Source organism: Paenibacillus thiaminolyticus, assembly GCF_007066085.1.
In the GTDB taxonomy this organism is placed as follows: Bacteria; Bacillota; Bacilli; order Paenibacillales; family Paenibacillaceae; genus Paenibacillus_B; species Paenibacillus_B thiaminolyticus.
The window spans coordinates 3,478,629-3,496,533 of the sequence record NZ_CP041405.1 but is presented as its reverse complement, the minus strand read 5'-3'; the positions used below and the strand labels follow the sequence as shown (position 1 = coordinate 3,496,533).

17 protein-coding genes are annotated in these 17,905 nt (G+C 50.0%); 14 read left to right on the top strand and 3 right to left on the bottom strand.

The annotated features are described in order from the left end of the window. Nucleotides 1-127: 127 nt before the first annotated feature. From FLT43_RS15585 to FLT43_RS15560, 6 genes are all read left to right on the top strand, one after another. On the top strand, nt 128-505 hold the full coding sequence (locus FLT43_RS15585; protein ID WP_087444291.1) for a hypothetical protein: 378 nt from the start codon (nt 128-130) through the stop codon (nt 503-505). Nucleotides 506-1,118: 613 nt separating this feature from the next. Next, entirely contained in the window at nt 1,119-1,469 is a 351-nt protein-coding gene (locus FLT43_RS15580; protein WP_174818207.1) for a hypothetical protein, read from the top strand. Nucleotides 1,470-1,480: 11 nt separating this feature from the next. Beyond that, nucleotides 1,481-1,999 (top strand): hypothetical protein, encoded by a 519-nt coding sequence (locus FLT43_RS15575; RefSeq protein WP_087444292.1) that lies wholly within the window; start codon nt 1,481-1,483, stop codon nt 1,997-1,999. A 156-nt stretch (nt 2,000-2,155) separates the two neighbouring features. Continuing rightward, on the top strand, nt 2,156-2,662 hold the full coding sequence (locus FLT43_RS15570) for a hypothetical protein (RefSeq protein ID WP_127510949.1): 507 nt from the start codon (nt 2,156-2,158) through the stop codon (nt 2,660-2,662). Nucleotides 2,663-2,736: 74 nt separating this feature from the next. After that, complete coding sequence (locus tag FLT43_RS15565; protein ID WP_127510950.1) at nt 2,737-3,312, top strand: hypothetical protein; 576 nt, start codon at nt 2,737-2,739, stop codon at nt 3,310-3,312. Next, nucleotides 3,279-3,683, top strand: a complete 405-nt coding sequence (locus tag FLT43_RS15560; protein ID WP_087444295.1) for an SMI1/KNR4 family protein — start codon at nt 3,279-3,281, stop codon at nt 3,681-3,683. Before FLT43_RS15565 ends, FLT43_RS15560 begins: the two co-directional genes overlap by 34 nt. Nucleotides 3,684-3,953: 270 nt before the next feature. On the opposite strand, the gene FLT43_RS15555 is transcribed toward FLT43_RS15560, so the two are convergent. Further along, complete coding sequence (locus tag FLT43_RS15555) at nt 3,954-4,937, bottom strand: S66 family peptidase (RefSeq protein ID WP_087444297.1); 984 nt, start codon at nt 4,935-4,937, stop codon at nt 3,954-3,956. Nucleotides 4,938-5,373: 436 nt separating this feature from the next. Between FLT43_RS15555 and FLT43_RS15550 the strand changes: the two genes are divergently transcribed. The 5 genes from FLT43_RS15550 (at nt 5,374) to FLT43_RS15530 (ending at nt 9,654) form a co-directional block, all read left to right on the top strand. Next, a complete protein-coding gene (locus tag FLT43_RS15550) occupies nt 5,374-6,171 on the top strand; it encodes a hypothetical protein (RefSeq protein WP_115057759.1) in 798 nt (265 codons plus the stop codon). A gap of 118 nt (nt 6,172-6,289) precedes the next feature. Beyond that, nucleotides 6,290-6,553 (top strand): hypothetical protein, encoded by a 264-nt coding sequence (locus FLT43_RS15545; protein ID WP_087444300.1) that lies wholly within the window; start codon nt 6,290-6,292, stop codon nt 6,551-6,553. Between the two features lie 224 nt (nt 6,554-6,777). Next, nucleotides 6,778-8,079: an SPFH domain-containing protein gene (locus FLT43_RS15540; protein ID WP_087444301.1), complete on the top strand. Its 1,302-nt coding sequence runs from the start codon at nt 6,778-6,780 to the stop codon at nt 8,077-8,079. A gap of 12 nt (nt 8,080-8,091) precedes the next feature. Next, entirely contained in the window at nt 8,092-8,838 is a 747-nt protein-coding gene (locus FLT43_RS15535) for a hypothetical protein (RefSeq protein ID WP_087444302.1), read from the top strand. Between the two features lie 369 nt (nt 8,839-9,207). After that, complete coding sequence (locus tag FLT43_RS15530) at nt 9,208-9,654, top strand: hypothetical protein (RefSeq protein WP_127510951.1); 447 nt, start codon at nt 9,208-9,210, stop codon at nt 9,652-9,654. A 73-nt stretch (nt 9,655-9,727) separates the two neighbouring features. Here FLT43_RS15530 and FLT43_RS15525 read toward each other — a convergent pair whose 3' ends face one another. Together FLT43_RS15525 and FLT43_RS15520 are read right to left on the bottom strand one after the other, a co-directional pair. Further along, nucleotides 9,728-11,188, bottom strand: coding sequence for an erythromycin esterase family protein (locus FLT43_RS15525; protein WP_244194332.1), 1,461 nt, complete (start codon nt 11,186-11,188; stop codon nt 9,728-9,730). A gap of 64 nt (nt 11,189-11,252) precedes the next feature. Next, nucleotides 11,253-12,680: an erythromycin esterase family protein gene (locus tag FLT43_RS15520; RefSeq protein WP_087444305.1), complete on the bottom strand. Its 1,428-nt coding sequence runs from the start codon at nt 12,678-12,680 to the stop codon at nt 11,253-11,255. A gap of 535 nt (nt 12,681-13,215) precedes the next feature. Here FLT43_RS15520 and FLT43_RS15515 point away from each other — a divergent pair. The 3 genes from FLT43_RS15515 (at nt 13,216) to FLT43_RS15505 (ending at nt 17,841) form a co-directional block, all read left to right on the top strand. Then, nucleotides 13,216-14,508, top strand: coding sequence for an NCS2 family permease (locus tag FLT43_RS15515; RefSeq protein ID WP_087444306.1), 1,293 nt, complete (start codon nt 13,216-13,218; stop codon nt 14,506-14,508). A gap of 194 nt (nt 14,509-14,702) precedes the next feature. After that, complete coding sequence (locus tag FLT43_RS15510; protein ID WP_087444307.1) at nt 14,703-15,695, top strand: hypothetical protein; 993 nt, start codon at nt 14,703-14,705, stop codon at nt 15,693-15,695. Nucleotides 15,696-16,047: 352 nt separating this feature from the next. After that, complete coding sequence (locus FLT43_RS15505; RefSeq protein WP_087444308.1) at nt 16,048-17,841, top strand: S9 family peptidase; 1,794 nt, start codon at nt 16,048-16,050, stop codon at nt 17,839-17,841. Nucleotides 17,842-17,905: the final 64 nt, after the last annotated feature.

Genomic DNA, 17,905 nt, shown 5'->3' with positions numbered 1-17,905 from the left:
ACTCTAATGGTATATGGCATCATCAAAGTACCTTGAAGCCAGGTAAAAACGGCAATATAAATCCGAAGTATAACGATACTGCTGCAAGAGAAACACACATACAAGTACCTAGATAGGAGCGATTGTTATGCAAAAAAATGAAGTTGAAAGTGTAGTTGGAAAAATCAATGAGTTTTTAATTAAACAGATGTGGATGGATTTTGAAGTGACTCAATATAAGGACTATGAGTTACTTATTACTGGTAGCCTTGATTCAACTACCACAATTTCAGACATTGAAATCAGTTTTCAAGAAGTTTTTTTAGTATCACTTCCCTTTTCTTGGCAGACAGATACTTCACAAGTTGCATTTATGTTGTTATCTGATACGGAGGCAAAAGAAATAAATAGAAGATTTAAGATAGAACAGGGGAACTATATTTTTAAATTCATTCCTGAAGATTACCCTTCAGATTTTGGTTGTTATGTAGCATCAAAATCAATTTCAATGCGTATAAATAAATAGAGAATACTGGAAGCAAAGGTTAATCGCACAAAGGATAAACATGAAGACCATAATTTGGAGTTTACAACCCTCAAAACAAGATCGTACAATACAACCAACAAACCAAACACTAAATAACTTGATAAGCACTTAATAAACTTTAAAAGGCTTATTCCAACTTGGAGCATGAGGAGGAATGAGCCTTTTTTGTGTCATTGCCGCGGCAGAAACTATGTCGGGGCTTGAATGGCCTTGAGGAACAATTCCATGATGAACCGAATGTCAGACGATTGAACTTCTTCTTTGTCCGAGAGCGTACGACGTACGATATTCCGGGAATTCAAAATAGGAATGCCCAAATTTAATAAAAGTACAAAAAGCCCATTAGAAATAGTCAATGGGAAGCTAAGAGTGTGGACAGGACATAAGTTTTTTGAGTATAAAGTTGGCAAAAAAACTGTATAGAAAGCTTCAAGAATGGGATTCAAGGGCTAAGAGAGTCTCTTGAAAACATGGCAGATAATAATAAGTTTGGTTTGAAGGTGGCCCCTGCTGGTGGTTATATATATTCAAATAAGAGCACGGGAAAAAACCATCTGAGCTGACGAAGAACCAGAAGAATTACTGGAATGTTATGGAGAGTAATTCAGGAAAGACGCCACAGGGTAAGGGTGGCGCTGGAGCAACAGGAAATCCTATCAAGTTCAAAGCCAATGATTCTGGATACTTTGGTGAAGTTGGTCAGAGTGGAAACAGTAAGGTGAGGAATCTTTCAGGAGGAGATAAGGTCGCACGAGAATTCTTTGACGAGAAAACACAAGGATTTAAAACTGAGAGAGACATTGGTAATGGAAAAAAACTTAGAATTTTGGAAGATGGTACAGCAATTACTTATAGACCTGTTTCACATTCTGACGGCACGCCCGCGGTTGATATTAACGGTGGTAGTACGTACAAGCAGCAAAAAGTTCATTTTGTAGACTAAGGAGGACTAGGATGCAGCATATTGTAAAAAATCTGATAAGTCAAGAACAAAAAAATATGCTTAAAAATTTGAAGGGGGCATCTTTCAATCTATTAATTGATGAAGTTGGAGAATTTGCTCTAAGTATTTTCATTAAAGGTCATAATAAAGATGTAATTATCAAAAACATCCCAACAGAAGCATCTGACGGGGATGAGTATCCTATGTTAGATATTGAACTAGATACAATGCCAAAGCCGGATTATTGTAAATCATATATAGGTAAGAACATAGTGGCGATTACTGTTCTTAGAGATAGAGTAACTTGGGAGAATAATAGTACTGATTGGTTTGTTGAAGTTGATATTGGCATTAAAATAATATGCGAAGATGAGGAGCTATTATTAGTTGCTCATGATTCATTAGCGGGATTACTAAAATTGCATATTATTAAGAATGTAGGATCAGTTGATGATTTCCTAGAAGATTACTGGTCGATGAAAACAGACCATTTAAACACTCTAAATAGAGAAGAAATAAACATCTGTTAATTTGAGACCTTTCGACCTTGATTGGTTTTGCCTTTCAGGGTTTCTTTTTGTATTCAAAGGATATGTTTGCACCAGGAACGAAATTTGTTTAGAGAATTTTAAAAAATTAAGAGTGTGGAAACGATGACGGATATATACCGGAAAGGGCAATTTTGCATGGAATTTACGAATGAAGAGATTATGAATCATTTGGTGGAGCCTCTTAAAAAGCACACAAACATGTGTGTTAAAGCTCTTACTCTAGATGAAAAAGAAGTACAAGATATCAATGAACAAATAAGATATGTAAGCATTAACGAGGACAAAGATTTCTATTTCTCTTTTTTAGGATTCCAGACTTCATTATTCCTATTAGAGGAAGAATTTATGTTTATCGATGACGATGCGAAAGAAAATATTACTTCAAGCCACACTTATGGGAATGTTGTTTTTGAAGGAAGTTTAAGAGACAAATCCCATAAGGAAATATTAGAGTTGATGTATCAAATCGCAAGCATGCTTGAAAATGTCAAAGAGCTAGAGATTGAAGAAAGAAAGGTTTCGCAGATTGGAATTCAATATCCGAAATGTGAGTATAAAGTGAATCTAATATCTGATCTTATTGATAAAGGAAGTGTTCGCTTTAGTAACATCCTTTTCACTTTTAAGGATAGCGAAGAGTAATCATGATTTTTGAATCTAAATCGAGCTGAAAAATATAAATTTACAGCTCCATTAATCACTGGATAAACAGCCCATTGAAAATAGTCAATGGGAAGCTAAGAGTGTGGACAGGCGATAAGTTCTTGGAGTATAAGGTTGGGCAAAAAACTGATAAAGAAAGCTTTAAGAATGGGTATCAAGGGATAAGAAAGTCTCTTGAAAAAAAGCTGAAGTCAAACAGCCTTCAAAGACTAGAGAACGCCCCAAAGGGGAAAGGAGAGCACTGGGGAACGGGTGAAGGCGATAACTTCTATAAATTAAATGGGGGACTGGAAAAAGATGATTTTACAGTTCACTCAGAAAAGCATTTATATAATTCTGCTGAGAAATCGACAAAGAAAAAAACACAGTATGGAAAAGATATAGATGTCCGCAAGTTAAGAGAAGATATTATGATGAACCCCGATAGTATAAAATACAATGATGAACAAAATACAATTTTGTATAAAAAAGAATATAATTTTAATATAAGTACGCCAGATACACCAACAGGAAGCCATAGAGTTTACATTAATCTGGATCCTAAACCTAACAAAACGAATAGGAACAGTTTCCATTTTATAAAGGAGAATAATGTATGCATGGCACTGAAGAACTGGAAAAATACTTGAACATAAAAATTCCTGAATCGTATATTAAATGGTTTTCTGATACAAAAGATTATAGAAGATATAATAGTATTATACTAAGAAGCGAGCATGGAGAATTTATAGTTAAGCAATGGTTAGATATCAAATATGAAGGCTTAAATAGCATTGGAGAAATCTACACGGAAAGTAGAGATCAATTGTTAGAGGGCATTGTACCCATTGCTTTCACTGATATTGATGATTATATCTGCCTATTTTATAGTAATGGGAGACACCAAGAGCCAAGTATAATTTTGTGGGATTATGAACTGGCACTCGAAGAGTTGGAAGAAGGCTTAATTCACATAGCAAATGATTTTCTTGAGTTTACTAAAATGTTGATTTTCAAATAAAGTTATCGGTATGTAAATCCATTTTTTTAATCTTCGTCTTTAAAAAAATAGAACACAATTCACAATACCAAATCAATATATACTTTTTCATTCTTTAGCGGCTTATTTCTAACTTGAACGATGAGTAGGAATGAGCCTTTTATAATGCCAAAAATCGGGGCAGCTTCAGTCCGGGAGTTAAGTTTGAAAAAACATGCCGCAAACCCCTTCACAAGCTTGCAGCACGTTCTTCTATCCATCCGCATTTCTCTTTCGTACACCCCTTACCCTTTAAAAAGCCTCTTCCCCGAACTGCAGAAGCGGCGCCTCGGGGTTGGCGTCCAGCTTGGCGTGGCCGCCGATCGGGAACGTAAGCTGCGGCGTGGTATGGCCGAAATCAACGTTGGCGATGACCGGGATGCCCCGCAATTCTTGCTTGCTGGCGATAATTTGCTTCAGCAAATCCAGCGTCATGCGCGATGCTTTCTGGAAGCGGCCGATGACTAAGCCGCGCACCGCATCGGCGCCAGGCTGGTGGAGGAGCGATTGCAAGTCGCGATCGAACGTCGCCGGATCGGTTTCCTCGTCATCCTCCACAAACAACACGGCCCCCTGCAGATCGGGCATGTACTCCGTGCCGTGCAGCAGATTCAACGTGCATACATTGCCCCCGATGATCGTTCCTTCGCAAGCACCGGTCTGAAGGATAGCCCACCCTTCGTTCGGGATGAAATCCCGCCGTTCCTGGTCGAGATACCATGCATCGTCGCTCCATTGCTCCGCAGGCTTCGCCGTCATCACTTCATTCGTCGTCATCGCAGCGAGAAAATGTTCAGCCGTATACTCGATGCCCCGTTCCATGCCGAAGGTCGAGAAATGAGGCCCGGAATAGGTGATCAGCCCGGTCTTGGCATATATCGCGTTGCTCAACGCGGTGATGTCGGAATATCCGCAGAATAATTTCGGATTGCGCCGGATCAGTTCATAATCCAAATAGCGTAGCAATTGGTTGCTGTTAAATCCGCCGATGACGGTCAAGATCGCTTTTACCCCCGGATCTCGGAACGCGTCATGCAGATCATTCACTCTGGCTTCGATTGAGGACGAGTTGAAGTCATCCATTTCTTCCGCATGGGTGGCAAAGGTCACGGTAAACCCCATTTGCTCCAGGCGGCGCTGCGCCAGCTCTCGCTGCGGCATGGAAATGAGAGATAAGCTTCTGGAAGGCGCGATAACTCGAATTTCGTCTCCTTGCTTCAGTTTAGGTGCATGCATTGTTGAACCCCCCCCCTTTCCAGGCATTGTATCATAAAACGTAACGAATTGGTGATCGATCTGAACGCTCCTAACGGAAGTAAGGGACTTCCTTTCTCACGTAGAAATTAATATTTTTCCTTTTTTTATGAAATACTGCGGGGGATATGCCGATATATGAAAAAACGGATGCATCCAAAATTAAAGGAGAACGCAACAATGACTTCCTATGAGATAGAATTTTCGGCCAAAGAGCTGTCTTACTTTCTTTTCAGGGAAAAAAGATGTCCGAGCTGTGAGGAATTGCTGCAGCGTGCGGAGCTTGGCAAGGGGGATGTCGGGTCAGCCAACAAGCTTGGCATCTATTACAGATGCAGCACGTGCAATGAAACTTACTCCTTGACTGATCTTAGTGAAAAAGGGAAGACCGGTACGGATACTTCTAGGGGATGATAACATGGCGGATTCTTTTCTACAATATCAGATAAAACGGTGCAATCGAAATTTTCTAGTAAGCAATCTAATCCTGATGGTTGTCGTTATCCTCATGTGCGGCGGTTCCTTCCGAACCATCCATAATTATATGAACGGTCCGTTCGAGGTGGAAGGAGAACAACTGCTGTCCATCGTTGATCCGGAGGAGGTATATCAATTCCATGTTCGTTTCCAGGCCGGCACGATAGTTGAGCCGATTGCGGAGCAAGTGGAATGGATGACCGCTTTTCAGGGGATGGTGCGAAGCGATGAGAAGGCAATATACGAGTATTCTTTGGCCCAGATGAGAGATCGTTTTGTCATAATCAGACACAATGTTGATGAGCCATTCGATGGCATGCTAGAGGGAGCGTTATTCCGCGTTCCGGCAGATGTCTATGGAATCGCCAATGAGTTGGTAGACGGAGAGCGGCAGGTACTGCCCTTTATGCTGGATATGACAGGCGCTTTGCAGGAAAGGGCGAAGCAGATTTTCTATACCGTGATTCCTGTTTTCCTGTTTGCCGCGTTCAACATGATAAGGGCGCTGTACAGAATGATGGACAGGGAGCGACACCCCATTTACAAGAAGCTTCGCACATTCGGCAATGCCGATGAGGCAATCCTCAGCATTAATCAAGAGATGAGCGACGAAGTGATTCGAGTGAAGAATTACTACGTTACCCCGTCCTGGATTATGCGCCAAAATTGGTTTACGCTGAAAATAGCGAGAAATTATTTCGAACCGGATGAAGTATATGATTTGGATAAAGTGTTCTAGTTCTTAAAAATTCATGGATGGAGCCATTCGAAGCCGGAGCACGGTAATCGCCCAGCCCACACGCTTCCCAGGCAGCCGGCATACACTGGCCTCGACAAAAGCGTAAGGGAGGTCAACTATGCCTGCTGTATCCATGTACAGAAAATGCGTTCAATGCCTGAACAAGCAGGTGAGCATTAGAGCGAAGAATGGCAATGTCTATGTCGGGAAAATCGTGAAGGTGGATAAAAAAAGGGTCCACCTCAAGGTGAGTTCTGTGAAGCATGCGAAGAAAATGCACACCTCATTTGCCCCGTTCATCTTGCCGCTCGTCCTGTTCGATCTGCTGGCCATCGTGCTGCTGGAGACAAGGCCCCGCATTCCGAGAAGAAGACGTTTCTAACAGAGTCCGCCCTCATTCCGATGAGGGTGTTTTTTTGCGCTGCGGCTTCATAGGCTAGATTCCAAAATGATCATTCGGACACGATATTTATGATATATTTCCTAGTTAATCTTTCCTATAATAGAGATGCGACTGTATTTATTGTATTTGGGAGGTTTCCTTGCAAGCCTCTATACATAGAACCAATAGAATGGACAGATATATTCAGCGGAGGGAGAAGGAAGATGGCAATCATTGATGTGATCAAATACGACGGTCCGCCGGATGTATTCGCGTGGAAGCATCCGAATCAGGAAATGGGGACGTGGACGCAGCTTATCGTCAATGAATCGCAGGAAGCGATTCTCTATAAAGGCGGACAGGCGATGGATCGGTTCACCGCCGGCCGGCATACGTTAAGTACCGCCAATATACCGATAATCAGCAATATCGTGAATTTGCCGTTCGGCGGCAAGTCGCCGTTCACGGCGGAGGTATGGTTCGTCAACAAGCTTCATTCTCTCAATATCAAATGGGGGACGCGAGCGCCGCTGCAGCTCCAGGATCCGAAATATCAGATGTTCGTGCTGGTGCGCTCCTACGGACAATTCGGCATTCAGATCGATGACGCCCGCAAGTTCCTGGGGAAGCTCGTCGGCACGATGCCTGTCTTCAATCAGGACGCGCTAAGCGAATATTTCCGCGGCGTGCTGATGATGAACATTCATGAGCTGATTTCGTCTTATTTCGTTCACCGGAAAATTAGCATTCTGGAAATTAACGCATACATATCAGATATCTCCAAGCATATCCAGGAGCGCGTGGCGCCCGTCTTCGAGGAATATGGCATCCGGTTGTTGAACTTCACCGTCGATTCCGTCAATACGCCGGAGGATGATCCGGCCACGCAGCGACTGCGGGAAGCGCTCACGAAGCGGGCGGAGATGGATATTATCGGGTTCACGTATCAGCAGGAGCGCACCTTCGATACGCTTGGGCATGCCGCGAAGAACGAGGGCGGCACCCATTCGGATCTGATGGGCGCGGGGATTGGCCTCAGTATGGGCTATGGCGTCGGCGGCGCCATCGGCGGCACGATGACGCGGCTGGCCGATGACCTGCAGACAGTGCCGGCCCGGCAGAAAGCTTGTCCGAAATGCGATCGCCACAATCCGGAAGACGCCGTCTTCTGTACGGGATGCGGCACGGCATTTGCCGCCTCCGGAGAGGCCGGCCCCCCGGAAGAAGTCCGGTGCGGCGCCTGCAACCGTTCGATGTCCCGGCATTCCAAGTTCTGTCCGCATTGCGGCGACCCGTATAATCCGTGCCCCCACTGCGGGGCAGACAATCAACCAGGCCAAGCCCAGTGCGTGAAGTGCGGGCAAGATATGCCGGTTCCGTGCCGACATTGCGGGGAGAATGTGGAACCCGGAGTCAAGTTCTGCCCGCATTGCGGTCAGGAGCTCGCGCTCGCCTGCGGCCAATGCGGCCACGAAGTGCAGCAGGGACAGAAATTTTGCGTTGAATGCGGCAATAAGCTGACATAGGGGGGATGACGGATGAGACAGCTTACTTCATACAAAGGGATTACGACGACGATTTTCGCTATTATCCTTATCGTGACGCTCTCGCTGTTCTTCTCGTTCAGTGAGACCGATACTCGTGACGCCTCCTGGTGGCTGTCGTTAGGCGTACTCGTGCTGGCGGAGGTCATCAGCTTTGGATTCGTGCTCCAAATGATAGAGAGCGGCCACGAATTCAAGGCGTCTGTCCCGGCCTATATGTCGCTGGCCGCGGTCATCACCATTTATGATGCTGCTGTACTGCTGCATATCGTGCTATTCTGGCTTATTTTCGAGATCCCGTTCAAAATCTATTTATTCATTCATATCTTGACCTTGGCAGCGATGCTGATCGTCGGCTTGCTTCTCGGCATGGCCAAAATATTTATTCGCAGGCAGGAAGCGGACGAGCAGATCCGAATCCAATCGATGAAGCAGCTCTATATCATCCTGCACGGAGCGCGAATGGAGCTGGACAGCTGCCAGCATGCGGACCGCGACACATTGCGGGAATTGCTGTACAGCCTGGAGGAGCAGCTGAAGTACAGCGATCCGATATCGCATCCGGCCCTGGTATTGGAAGAGGCCGAGCTGATGGAGAAGGTGCGGCAGCTGGACAGTGGAGTGCGTTCATTCGTTCGCGAACGGCCGGCGCTGCATTCCTCGGACGAGCTGCGTCAGCTGATGCTGGATATTGCGAAGATCCTTCGTCTCCGCAATGAGCGGATGACGGTGATGAAGTAGTGATTATAAGACCGGACAGAGGAAATGCAGAGGCTTGCGCATTGCGGCTCGACGATTTCCTATAGATAGAGGGGAGGAACCTTAATGTGGTCACGTCCAGGCGCCATTTTGCGGGGAGTTGGTGGTGTTCTGTTTTTTTTACAAGCATTGGCTATTTTGTCTCTCCTCGTGAACTGGTCCTCATTTGACGGAAAATATAAGTGGGAGACTTTCCTCCTTTCCTTTTTTGTCTTTACCGTTCCCGGCATACTGCTATACAAACTGGGGGAGAGAAGAAGAAAAAAGGGAGGACCCACACAATCAGTCTATCGTCAAGGGGTATCCCTGAATCGCTGGTTCCGACTTGGCAATGTATTACGGGTGATCGGCATGGTATTTCTTATCTTTTTCGGGTTGGTTGGGCTGATCCTTGCCGTATCCTGGTCGACACAGAAAGATAAACTGGAGATTCTGACCATCTTTTTCATTCTGTTTTGCCTCCCAGGCGGTCTCATGTATTGGGCGGGCACGAGGCTGAACCGTAAGGAGGATCAAGCTCCACCGGTACCGAACGGGTTCAGCGGGGAAGGGAAGGCAGGCTCAGCGCAACCGGGCCGGACTACCGATCAAGAATGGAAAAAGTACAGCCGGGAGCCTATCCCGAAGCGGTCGGCCTATACCTATACCGCCGCTGCCGCCAAGGAGACGGCGAGCGCCAAGTCTACGCCTTCGCCTCCGCGGAGGATGATCTGCCCGGGCTGCGGCGCCCAGAACACCGTCCCGGCCCAAGCAAGCGTAGCTTGTGAATACTGCGGCTCTACCCTGACCAACCTGTAAATAGAAAGGGAACAAGGCTGCGCGCCCAAGCAGAATGCCTGCTTGAGCGGCGCAGCCTTGTGCTGATCGCGGATTACTTCAAATAATCCGGCTCGCTTACTTGATCGATGAACAGGATGCCGTCGAACTGCTCCGCCGGAATGCTGCTGACTGGCATGACGCCATCATAGTAGGAGATGTTCGGCTGCGTCATCCACGAATTGCCCGGCACGTGCTTCGCATAGCGCATATCCACAAAGGAGAAAGGATGCCCTGCTCTCTTCATCACTTCCTCGACCGAATGCGGCATCGGAGGAAGCACGTCGGAAGAACCTCCGATGACATGCGCATTGCGCCCGCCGCCCATAAACAGGCCGATTGCGTAGCTCTGATCCTTGAATTCGGTCTTCTGCATCAATTCGCCCATATGGACGCGCGGCAGCGAATTCATCTCTTGCGAGTACGCTTTGGCGATATGGCCGTTATGGGCCCAGACGATAATCTTCTCGTTCGGATAGACATGGGCCGCAAGCCAGCTCAGGTTGTCGGCCATCATCCGATCGCGGTACTCCGAGGATTGGATGATCGACATGTAGTCCATCGATTTCCCGTTCAGGAATGCGGTGGAGTTAATCGAAATCTCCATATATTCCTCGACGACTTGAATCCGGTTGTCCAAGGCCCGTTCCATCAGCTTGACGATATGCGGATTGTCCGGATACTGCCGCTGCAGCTTCTCGGCGCGCTTCGGCACCAGCGCCCGCACTTGCTGGTACACCTTCAGCAGCTTCGGCTTCGCCTTGCGGTAACCTTCTACATCTTCGGTCAGTTCCCACTCATCCAGCTCTTGCTCCGCATCCTGGAATTGCTTGGCCAGCTTGGCATCGCCCATCCACTCATCCGTGAACAGAGGACCCTGCGGCTGCATGTCGAAGCCGGCCAGCGCGAGCGGCGTCTTCGTGTTGTGCGTATCCTTGATATATTGGAAAAGCGGCACCGTCTCCTGCGCATGCCAGATGCCGAAGATCGAATCCTTCATCGTGGCGACCGGCTCTCGGGTACGAATATGGCCGTACGCGGAAGCGGCATTGCCGAGATTCGTCTCGAACGCGACGACGTTGAAGCCCAGCTCCTGGTGCAAATATTGAATCAGCCGCGTCTTGGCCGAATTGTATTCCGCCGCGCCATGGGAGCTCTCGCCCAGGTAGACAATGCGCTTGTCCTGCAGCAACGGCTTCAGCCCGTCCAGATCGGCGAAGCGTTCGGCAGGAATTAGCGCATCCGTGGCTGCCTCCGGCTGGATGGAATCGAGCGCGATGGCGTTGTCCTTCATCCACTGCTTCCACTCCTGCCGGGCTTCGGTGCTCGTGCGCGCCCGGTCCAGGGCCGCCGTCGTCCCGGCAGACGACTGAACTGCCGCCTTGCCCGCTCCTTGCTTGTCATTCGCTGCGGCTTCCCCGTGCGCTGTCGCTCCGAAGGAGAGCAGCGTGCCGCAGGCCATAACGGAGGCGAGGAGCACTGCGGCTCCCCGGCGCGTCCAATCCGATAACGTCATATTCAAGGTCATATCCTCCTAGGTTTCGTAAGTAATCTGTCTCTCTATTTCATAGATAAGGCCATTATTGCAGAACTGCCGGTGCTTTTACCTGATCAATGTACAAGATGCCGTCATACTGCTCCCGCGGCACGAATACTTCCGGCACCATACCGAAGTAGAGGGCGGAGCGCGGCTCGCTCATCCAGGAGCTGCCTGGGCTCTTCTCCGCATAGCGCAGATCGACAAAGGTATAAGGACGGTTCGCGGTCTTCATCAATGACTCGATCGAATTGGCCGGAACCGGCTGCACCTCGAAGGTCTCTCCCAGATTATCCGCGCTCGTTCCGCTTCCCATATACAGGCCGATCGCATAGCTGTACGGCCCGAACATCGTGTTCTGCATCAATTCGCCCATGAAGCTCGCCTCTGGCATGAATGATTGTTCCATCCGCGAAGTCGCCTTGCTAATATGCGTATTGTGGCCCCACACGATAATCTTCTCCGTCGGATAGATTTCGGTCGCCATCCAGAGCAGATTGTCTGCCATCGCTTGGTCGCGCCATTCCATCATCTTCATCATGCCGGAATAATCGCCTTCCTGCGCCGTCACATTCGCCTTGATACTAAGCTCAATGTACTCGTCGACGAGGCGGATGCGATCGTCGAGCATGCGGTTCATCATCGCAATCAGATGCGGGTTGTCCGGGTACAGCTTCACCAAGTCCTTCTCGTGCTCGGCCACCTTCGCTTTCATATCCCGGTATAAGTTCAACAAATTGGACTTTTCTTTCGCAAAGGCTGCCAGATCTTCCGAGCTCATCCACTTCCACATCGAACGTTCGGCTTCCACATACCGGGTATTAAGGTCCTCATCCTTCATCCAATCCCCGGCCAGAATCGGCCCCATCGGCTGCATATCGAAGCCTGCCAATTGCAGCGGCTGCTCCGCAGCTTGAGTTTCCTTCATGTATTGGAACAGCGGGAGCGTCTCCTTCGAACGCCATTGCGGGAAAATGGAGGTCTTCAGAGTCTCTTCCGGCGTCTTCGTCTTCACGCTGCCGAAGGCGGTTGCCGCATTGCCCAGCGGTGATTCGAAGGCCACGACGTTGAAGCCCAATTCCTGATGGAGAAATTGAATCAACCGCGTCTTGACCGAGTTGAACTCAGCGACTCCGTGCGAGCTCTCGCCGAGATAGACGATGCGCTTGTCGAGCAGCAGCGGCTTCAGCATATCCAGGTCGGCGAAGCTGCCCTCGGCAGCCTGACCGTCCTTCGTCGGAGCAGGTTGAATCGTGTCGAGCGCATACGCGTTCGTACGGAGCCACTCTTCCCACTGCTGTCTGAATTCCGTCGATGCCGTGCCGCTGACGGTGGCCGCCGATGCGGCCGCAGCCGGGTTGGCTTCTCCATGTGCGGCAGGTGCCCATGAGAACAGGGCGCTTACAGAAATGAGGGATGCTGCGAAAAGCTGTACGGACCGTCGGGTCCATTTTGTCATGTGAGGCTTCAAAGTATCATCTCTCCCTATAAAGTATATTTACTTATACATATGAATCATGGTCACAGGGACCGATGCGTTGCTATTGAATCATGTTTGCGATGATTTGCTAATGAACCATATTTGCTTCCGATGTGATGCATTCATCTTATAACGGAAGGAATGCTGCCGCCTTATTTATGTAATGAACGGAGCGATTGTGAGGGTGAGCGGCGCACCTTGGAGGTCGAATGACCAGGATGGGAACGAGGCCATAGGGACAAAAGAACACAATAGTATACAGTACGGAATGAATGGGTTTCCGTTTCGTTTTGGAATACTAGACTAACCACTTTCAACAGAGGACGAGTCTAGCTGGCAAGTGTAAAAAATCGTACCTATCGACACATTGTTCGCTTTCGGGGCCGGGGAAAGAGTCGAAATAGCATTTCCCGGGCAATTTTCGACGAAAAGGCGAATGAATCGACAATGTCATTGACAAAATATCGGCTTTGGACTAGGATACGAAAGTGCGCGCGATGCGCAAGGCAAGGAAGGAGCAGAGTTCATGATAGAAAAGTGGTTCAAATTAAAAGAACATGGCACAAATGCCCGCACCGAGATGACAGCGGGCCTTACCACGTTCTTGACTATGGTATATATTGTCGTGGTCAACCCGGCTATCTTGTCAGGAGCAGGGGTGCCGTTCCAACAGGTGTTCACGGCGACAGTCATCTCCGCCATTATCGGAACATTGACCATGGCATTGGCGGCGAACCATCCGATCGCCGTCGCGCCGGGCATGGGAATGAATGCGTACTTCACCTCCGTGGTGGCTTCGCAGGGCGTCACCTACCAGACTGTCTTCGGCACGGTCTTCCTGGCGGGAATTCTATTCCTGCTGCTGACCTTTACGAAGCTGCGCGAGACGTTGATTGAATCGATCCCGGCGCCGCTCAAGTTCGGCATCACGGCAGGCATCGGGTTATTCATCGCCTTTATCGGCTTGAAATCATCCGGCATTGTGGTGGCCAGCGAATCGACGATGGTCGCTTTTGGCGACCTGCATCAGCCTGTCACGATTTTGACGCTGGCAGGCCTGTTCATCACACTGGTTCTGATGGCCCGCAAGGTGAACGGCGCCTTATTTATCGGCATGGCACTAACCGCCGTCATCGGTTACTTCATGGGCTTGATGAAGTTCACGGGCGTCGTGGCGCTTCCGCCGGCCCCTGTCTTGTTCGACATCGATATTTCAGGCGTCTTCACGCATGGGCTGTACACGGTCGTCTTCGCCTTCCTGCTGGTGACGATCTTCGATACGACCGGCACGATGATCGGCGTCGCGGAACAGGCGGGTCTGATGAAGGGCAACTCTTTTCCGCGGGCGAAGCAGGCCTTGCTGGCCGATGCCTTGGCGACGACGGCAGGATCGCTGATGGGGACGACCCCGTCCAGCGCCTATGTGGAATCGTCGGCAGGCGTGGCCGCAGGGGGTCGAACCGGCTTGACCTCGGCCGTCGTCGCCGGGCTGTTCTTCCTGTCGCTCTTCTTCTCGCCGGTTATCGAGGCTATCTCCTCGCTGCCGGCCATTACCGCTCCGGTACTGATCATTGTCGGATGCTTCATGATGGAGGGGTTGGCCCGCATCCAGTGGAAGCAGTTCGATGATGCATTCCCGGCATTCGCCATTATGATCAGCATGCCGCTGACATCCAGTATCGCGACAGGAATCGCGATTGGGTTTATTACTTATCCGCTCATCAAGCTGTTCAGCGGCAAAGGACGGCAAGTGCACCCGATCCTTTATGTCTTCGGCGTCATTTTCGCGCTGCAGATGGTATTTTTCCCGGCGCATTGAGGAAGCCTGTGCGCACGGACTTACTAGGGGAACTCGCCCGAGCCTGGCGTTGACTGACTACGTCGGGCCCTTTTATTTATATGGATAATTCTTCATTGTCTGATCCTGTATTTCCTTCGTATAATTAGGAGGGCGGTCAGGGGCGTACGGCGTCCCTGTTCCTTGTCTAATAATACATAGGGGGAGACATGACGATGAGATGGACCAAATGGGTCAAATGGATCGCGCCGCTGTGGATGGCCGCATTGCTCTTAAGCGCTGTTCCGGCGCATGCGCAGGCCGAGGAATGGGATTGGGAAGAAGAGAGCGTCGAACTGAATATGGAGGATATCGATGCTGCTCTCCTTCAGCGGGTGCAGCAGGAAATGAAGAAGCTCGCAGGGAAAGAGATTGAACTGACCCAAGCTTATCAAACGGATGAAATGATTTATCTTACAGGCGCGAACGAATACGACTTTGCCAGCTTCCTTATCGAAGATATCGATAATTCCCTGTATGTAAGCGCGGCAATGTCCTATAAGGAAGTGCCGAACAAGGAGAGACAAGCTGCGGAGAAGGCGCTCACGGCGCTGGACGGGAAGAAAAAATTCAAATTTACCGATGTCTACAAAGCGAAAGGGGCAGCAGAAAAGAGCATCACTTATTATATCCATAGCGATGATGCAAGCGTAGTGGTCAGCAATGGCGCCGTTGCCTTCGCGGGGATTGACTACCCGGCGGCCCAAGCGGATAAAAAGGCGTTGTCCCGGGCGCAGGAAGCGCTCAAAGAGATGTCCAAAGCGGCGGGCGTATCCGCTCCGAAGCTGACGGAGGCCATCCGCACCAAAGCTGTGGATGCAGATGTCTGGATGTTCAACGACAGTGACGGGAAGGCTTCCGTAGTCGTAGGGACAAAGACGGGGAAAATATGGAGCGTCTCCGTATTAGACAACAAGCCCATTGATTATGATCAAATGGAAAAAATGGCGAAGAAGATGAGCAACGAGAAGAAGATTGCGGCCATTTCGCCCGTCGTCAAGAAAATTTTCGGAATCGATATGAAAGGATATTCCGTGTCCTGGAGTCCGGACTACCCGATGATGTTCGAATACACGAAGAAAGGCCAGCCGTCGATATACGGAATCATATCTTCCTCAGGGAAGTTCACCGCGATTTCAATCCAGCCGGCAAAAGGCATAGCAGAATAAAGCAACCATGGAATGGGCTGCCCGCCCGGCTCGGCATGAGCTGGCGGAGCGGCCTTTTTTGCGTCTTCCATCGGCGCTCAAGCTGTCCCTGCCCTGATTCCCCTCGTAGAACAGCGGTTAAATAAACGGAGTTCCCGCGAACGGAACGAGCAGCGCTGCAGCATGGCGCATCTCCCATAACAGCAGCAGGAAATTCGGCTTGAATTTGTAAGACCTGGCGCGGCCTGCGCCATAAGAAGGCTCACTTTACACGGGGACGGAAGTCGAGATATGATGGACGTATTCATATGCCAAACTTTGGAACGCTATGCGGCTCCAACCCCCGGTTTGGCACCAAGGAGGAGGGTATATAATGCTACAGTTTCCGAAGCCTGATGTAGAGCAGTATTTCCAGACGACGGTCATTCGCCAGTTCGCGGTCAGCCGGGATGAGAGCCGAATCGTGTTCAGCAGCAATCTGAACGGCCATTACAATCTGTGGGCGATTGAGATGGAGGGGACCGCTTTCCCTTATCCGCTGACGTATATCAATCAGGTCAGCAGCTTCATTGCCATCGACCCGGAGCAGCGTCATATTCTGTGCGGCTTCGATCGCGACGGAGACGAGAACTATCACATCTATGCGCTCCCGCCAGCCGGAGGCAAGCCGCTACCGCTGTTCGAGGCGGATGAGAAGGACAAGATGTATTTCGCCCACCTGTCCGATGACGGGGAGAGATTATATTATTGCACAAGCCGGAATAATCCGAATTTTTTGAACAGCCGCGTATATCATTTGCGGACAAAGCAGGATGAGCTGCTGATTGAGGGACAGGGTGCGGCAACGGATCTGGAGGCGGTCAGCCCGGGCGAGGGCCGCTTCGTCTACGGCCATTCCTACAGCAATACCTATCGGGTGCTCTATGTCCGCACCGAAGAAGGCGATAGTCCGCTGGTACCCGCCGAAGAGGGCGAAGTTCATCGGAGCGGCCGCGCCATCTTTGTGGATGAAGACACGATTGTCTTCACCACGGATTACAAGGCGGATTATGCCTACGCGGCCTCCTACCATATCCCGAGCCGCCAATTTTCCGAGCTGTGCCGGATTCCTCAGGAAGGCATCATCGAGATTAAGTGGCACAAGGACAGCCGGACGCTCTACTTCGTCACGGAAAAAGGCGTTGAGGATCGCCTGTACCGGTTCTCGCTGGATGGTCGGGAGCTGGAGCCGATGGAGCTTCCGAACGCGCTTGTCGACCAGATTCATGTCGCCAAGTCGGGAACCGTCTACCTGCTCGCCCGCGGAGCCGCATCTCCGACGAATATTTACAAGCAAGCGGACGGCGGCTGGAAGCAGTTGACCCGGAATATGCCGACCGGACTGACGGCCGAGCAGATGGTGGAGCCAGAAGTCGTTACCTATTCCTCCTTCGACGGGATGGAGATCGAGGCGCTGCTGTTCCGGGCGAAGGAAGAAGCGGCCAATGGCTATACGATATTCTGGCCGCATGGCGGGCCGCAGGCGGCGGAACGCAAGCAATTCCGCAGCATGTTCCAGTACTTCCTCGCGCAGGGCTACCATATCTTCGCCCCGAACTTCCGGGGCAGCACCGGGTACGGCAGCTCGTTCGTGAAGCTGGTCGAGTGCGACTGGGGCGAAGGCCCGCGTCTCGACTGCGTGGCCGCGATGGATTGGCTGTTCGAGCAGGGCATCTCGTCGAAGGAGCGCCTGTTCATCGTAGGCGGCAGCTACGGCGGCTATATGACGCTGCTGCTGGCCGGACGCCATGCGGATTATTTCCGGGCGGCGGTCGATATCTTCGGCGTCAGCAATCTGTTCACCTTCTACCATTCGGTTCCGGACCACTGGAAGCCGATGATGGAACTTTGGGTCGGCACTCCGGAGCGCGATAAGGAGCGCTTCATCAAGGATTCCCCGATTACCTATCTGGACGGCATGACGAACCCGATGCTGGTCATCCAGGGGGCGAACGATCCGCGGGTCGTCAAGGCGGAATCCGACCAGATCGTCGAGCAGCTCCGCCAGCAGGGCCGAGATGTCGAGTATATCGTGCTGGATGATGAAGGGCATGGATTTTCGAAGAAAGAGAACGAGATGCGGGTGTACCGCGCTATCGTCGATTTCTTGCATCGCCAGCAAGGGTAAGCGCAAGCAGCAGACTGTCCCCAAGAGGCCGAGAGGCCCGGGGACAGTTTTTTGATCGGATGAT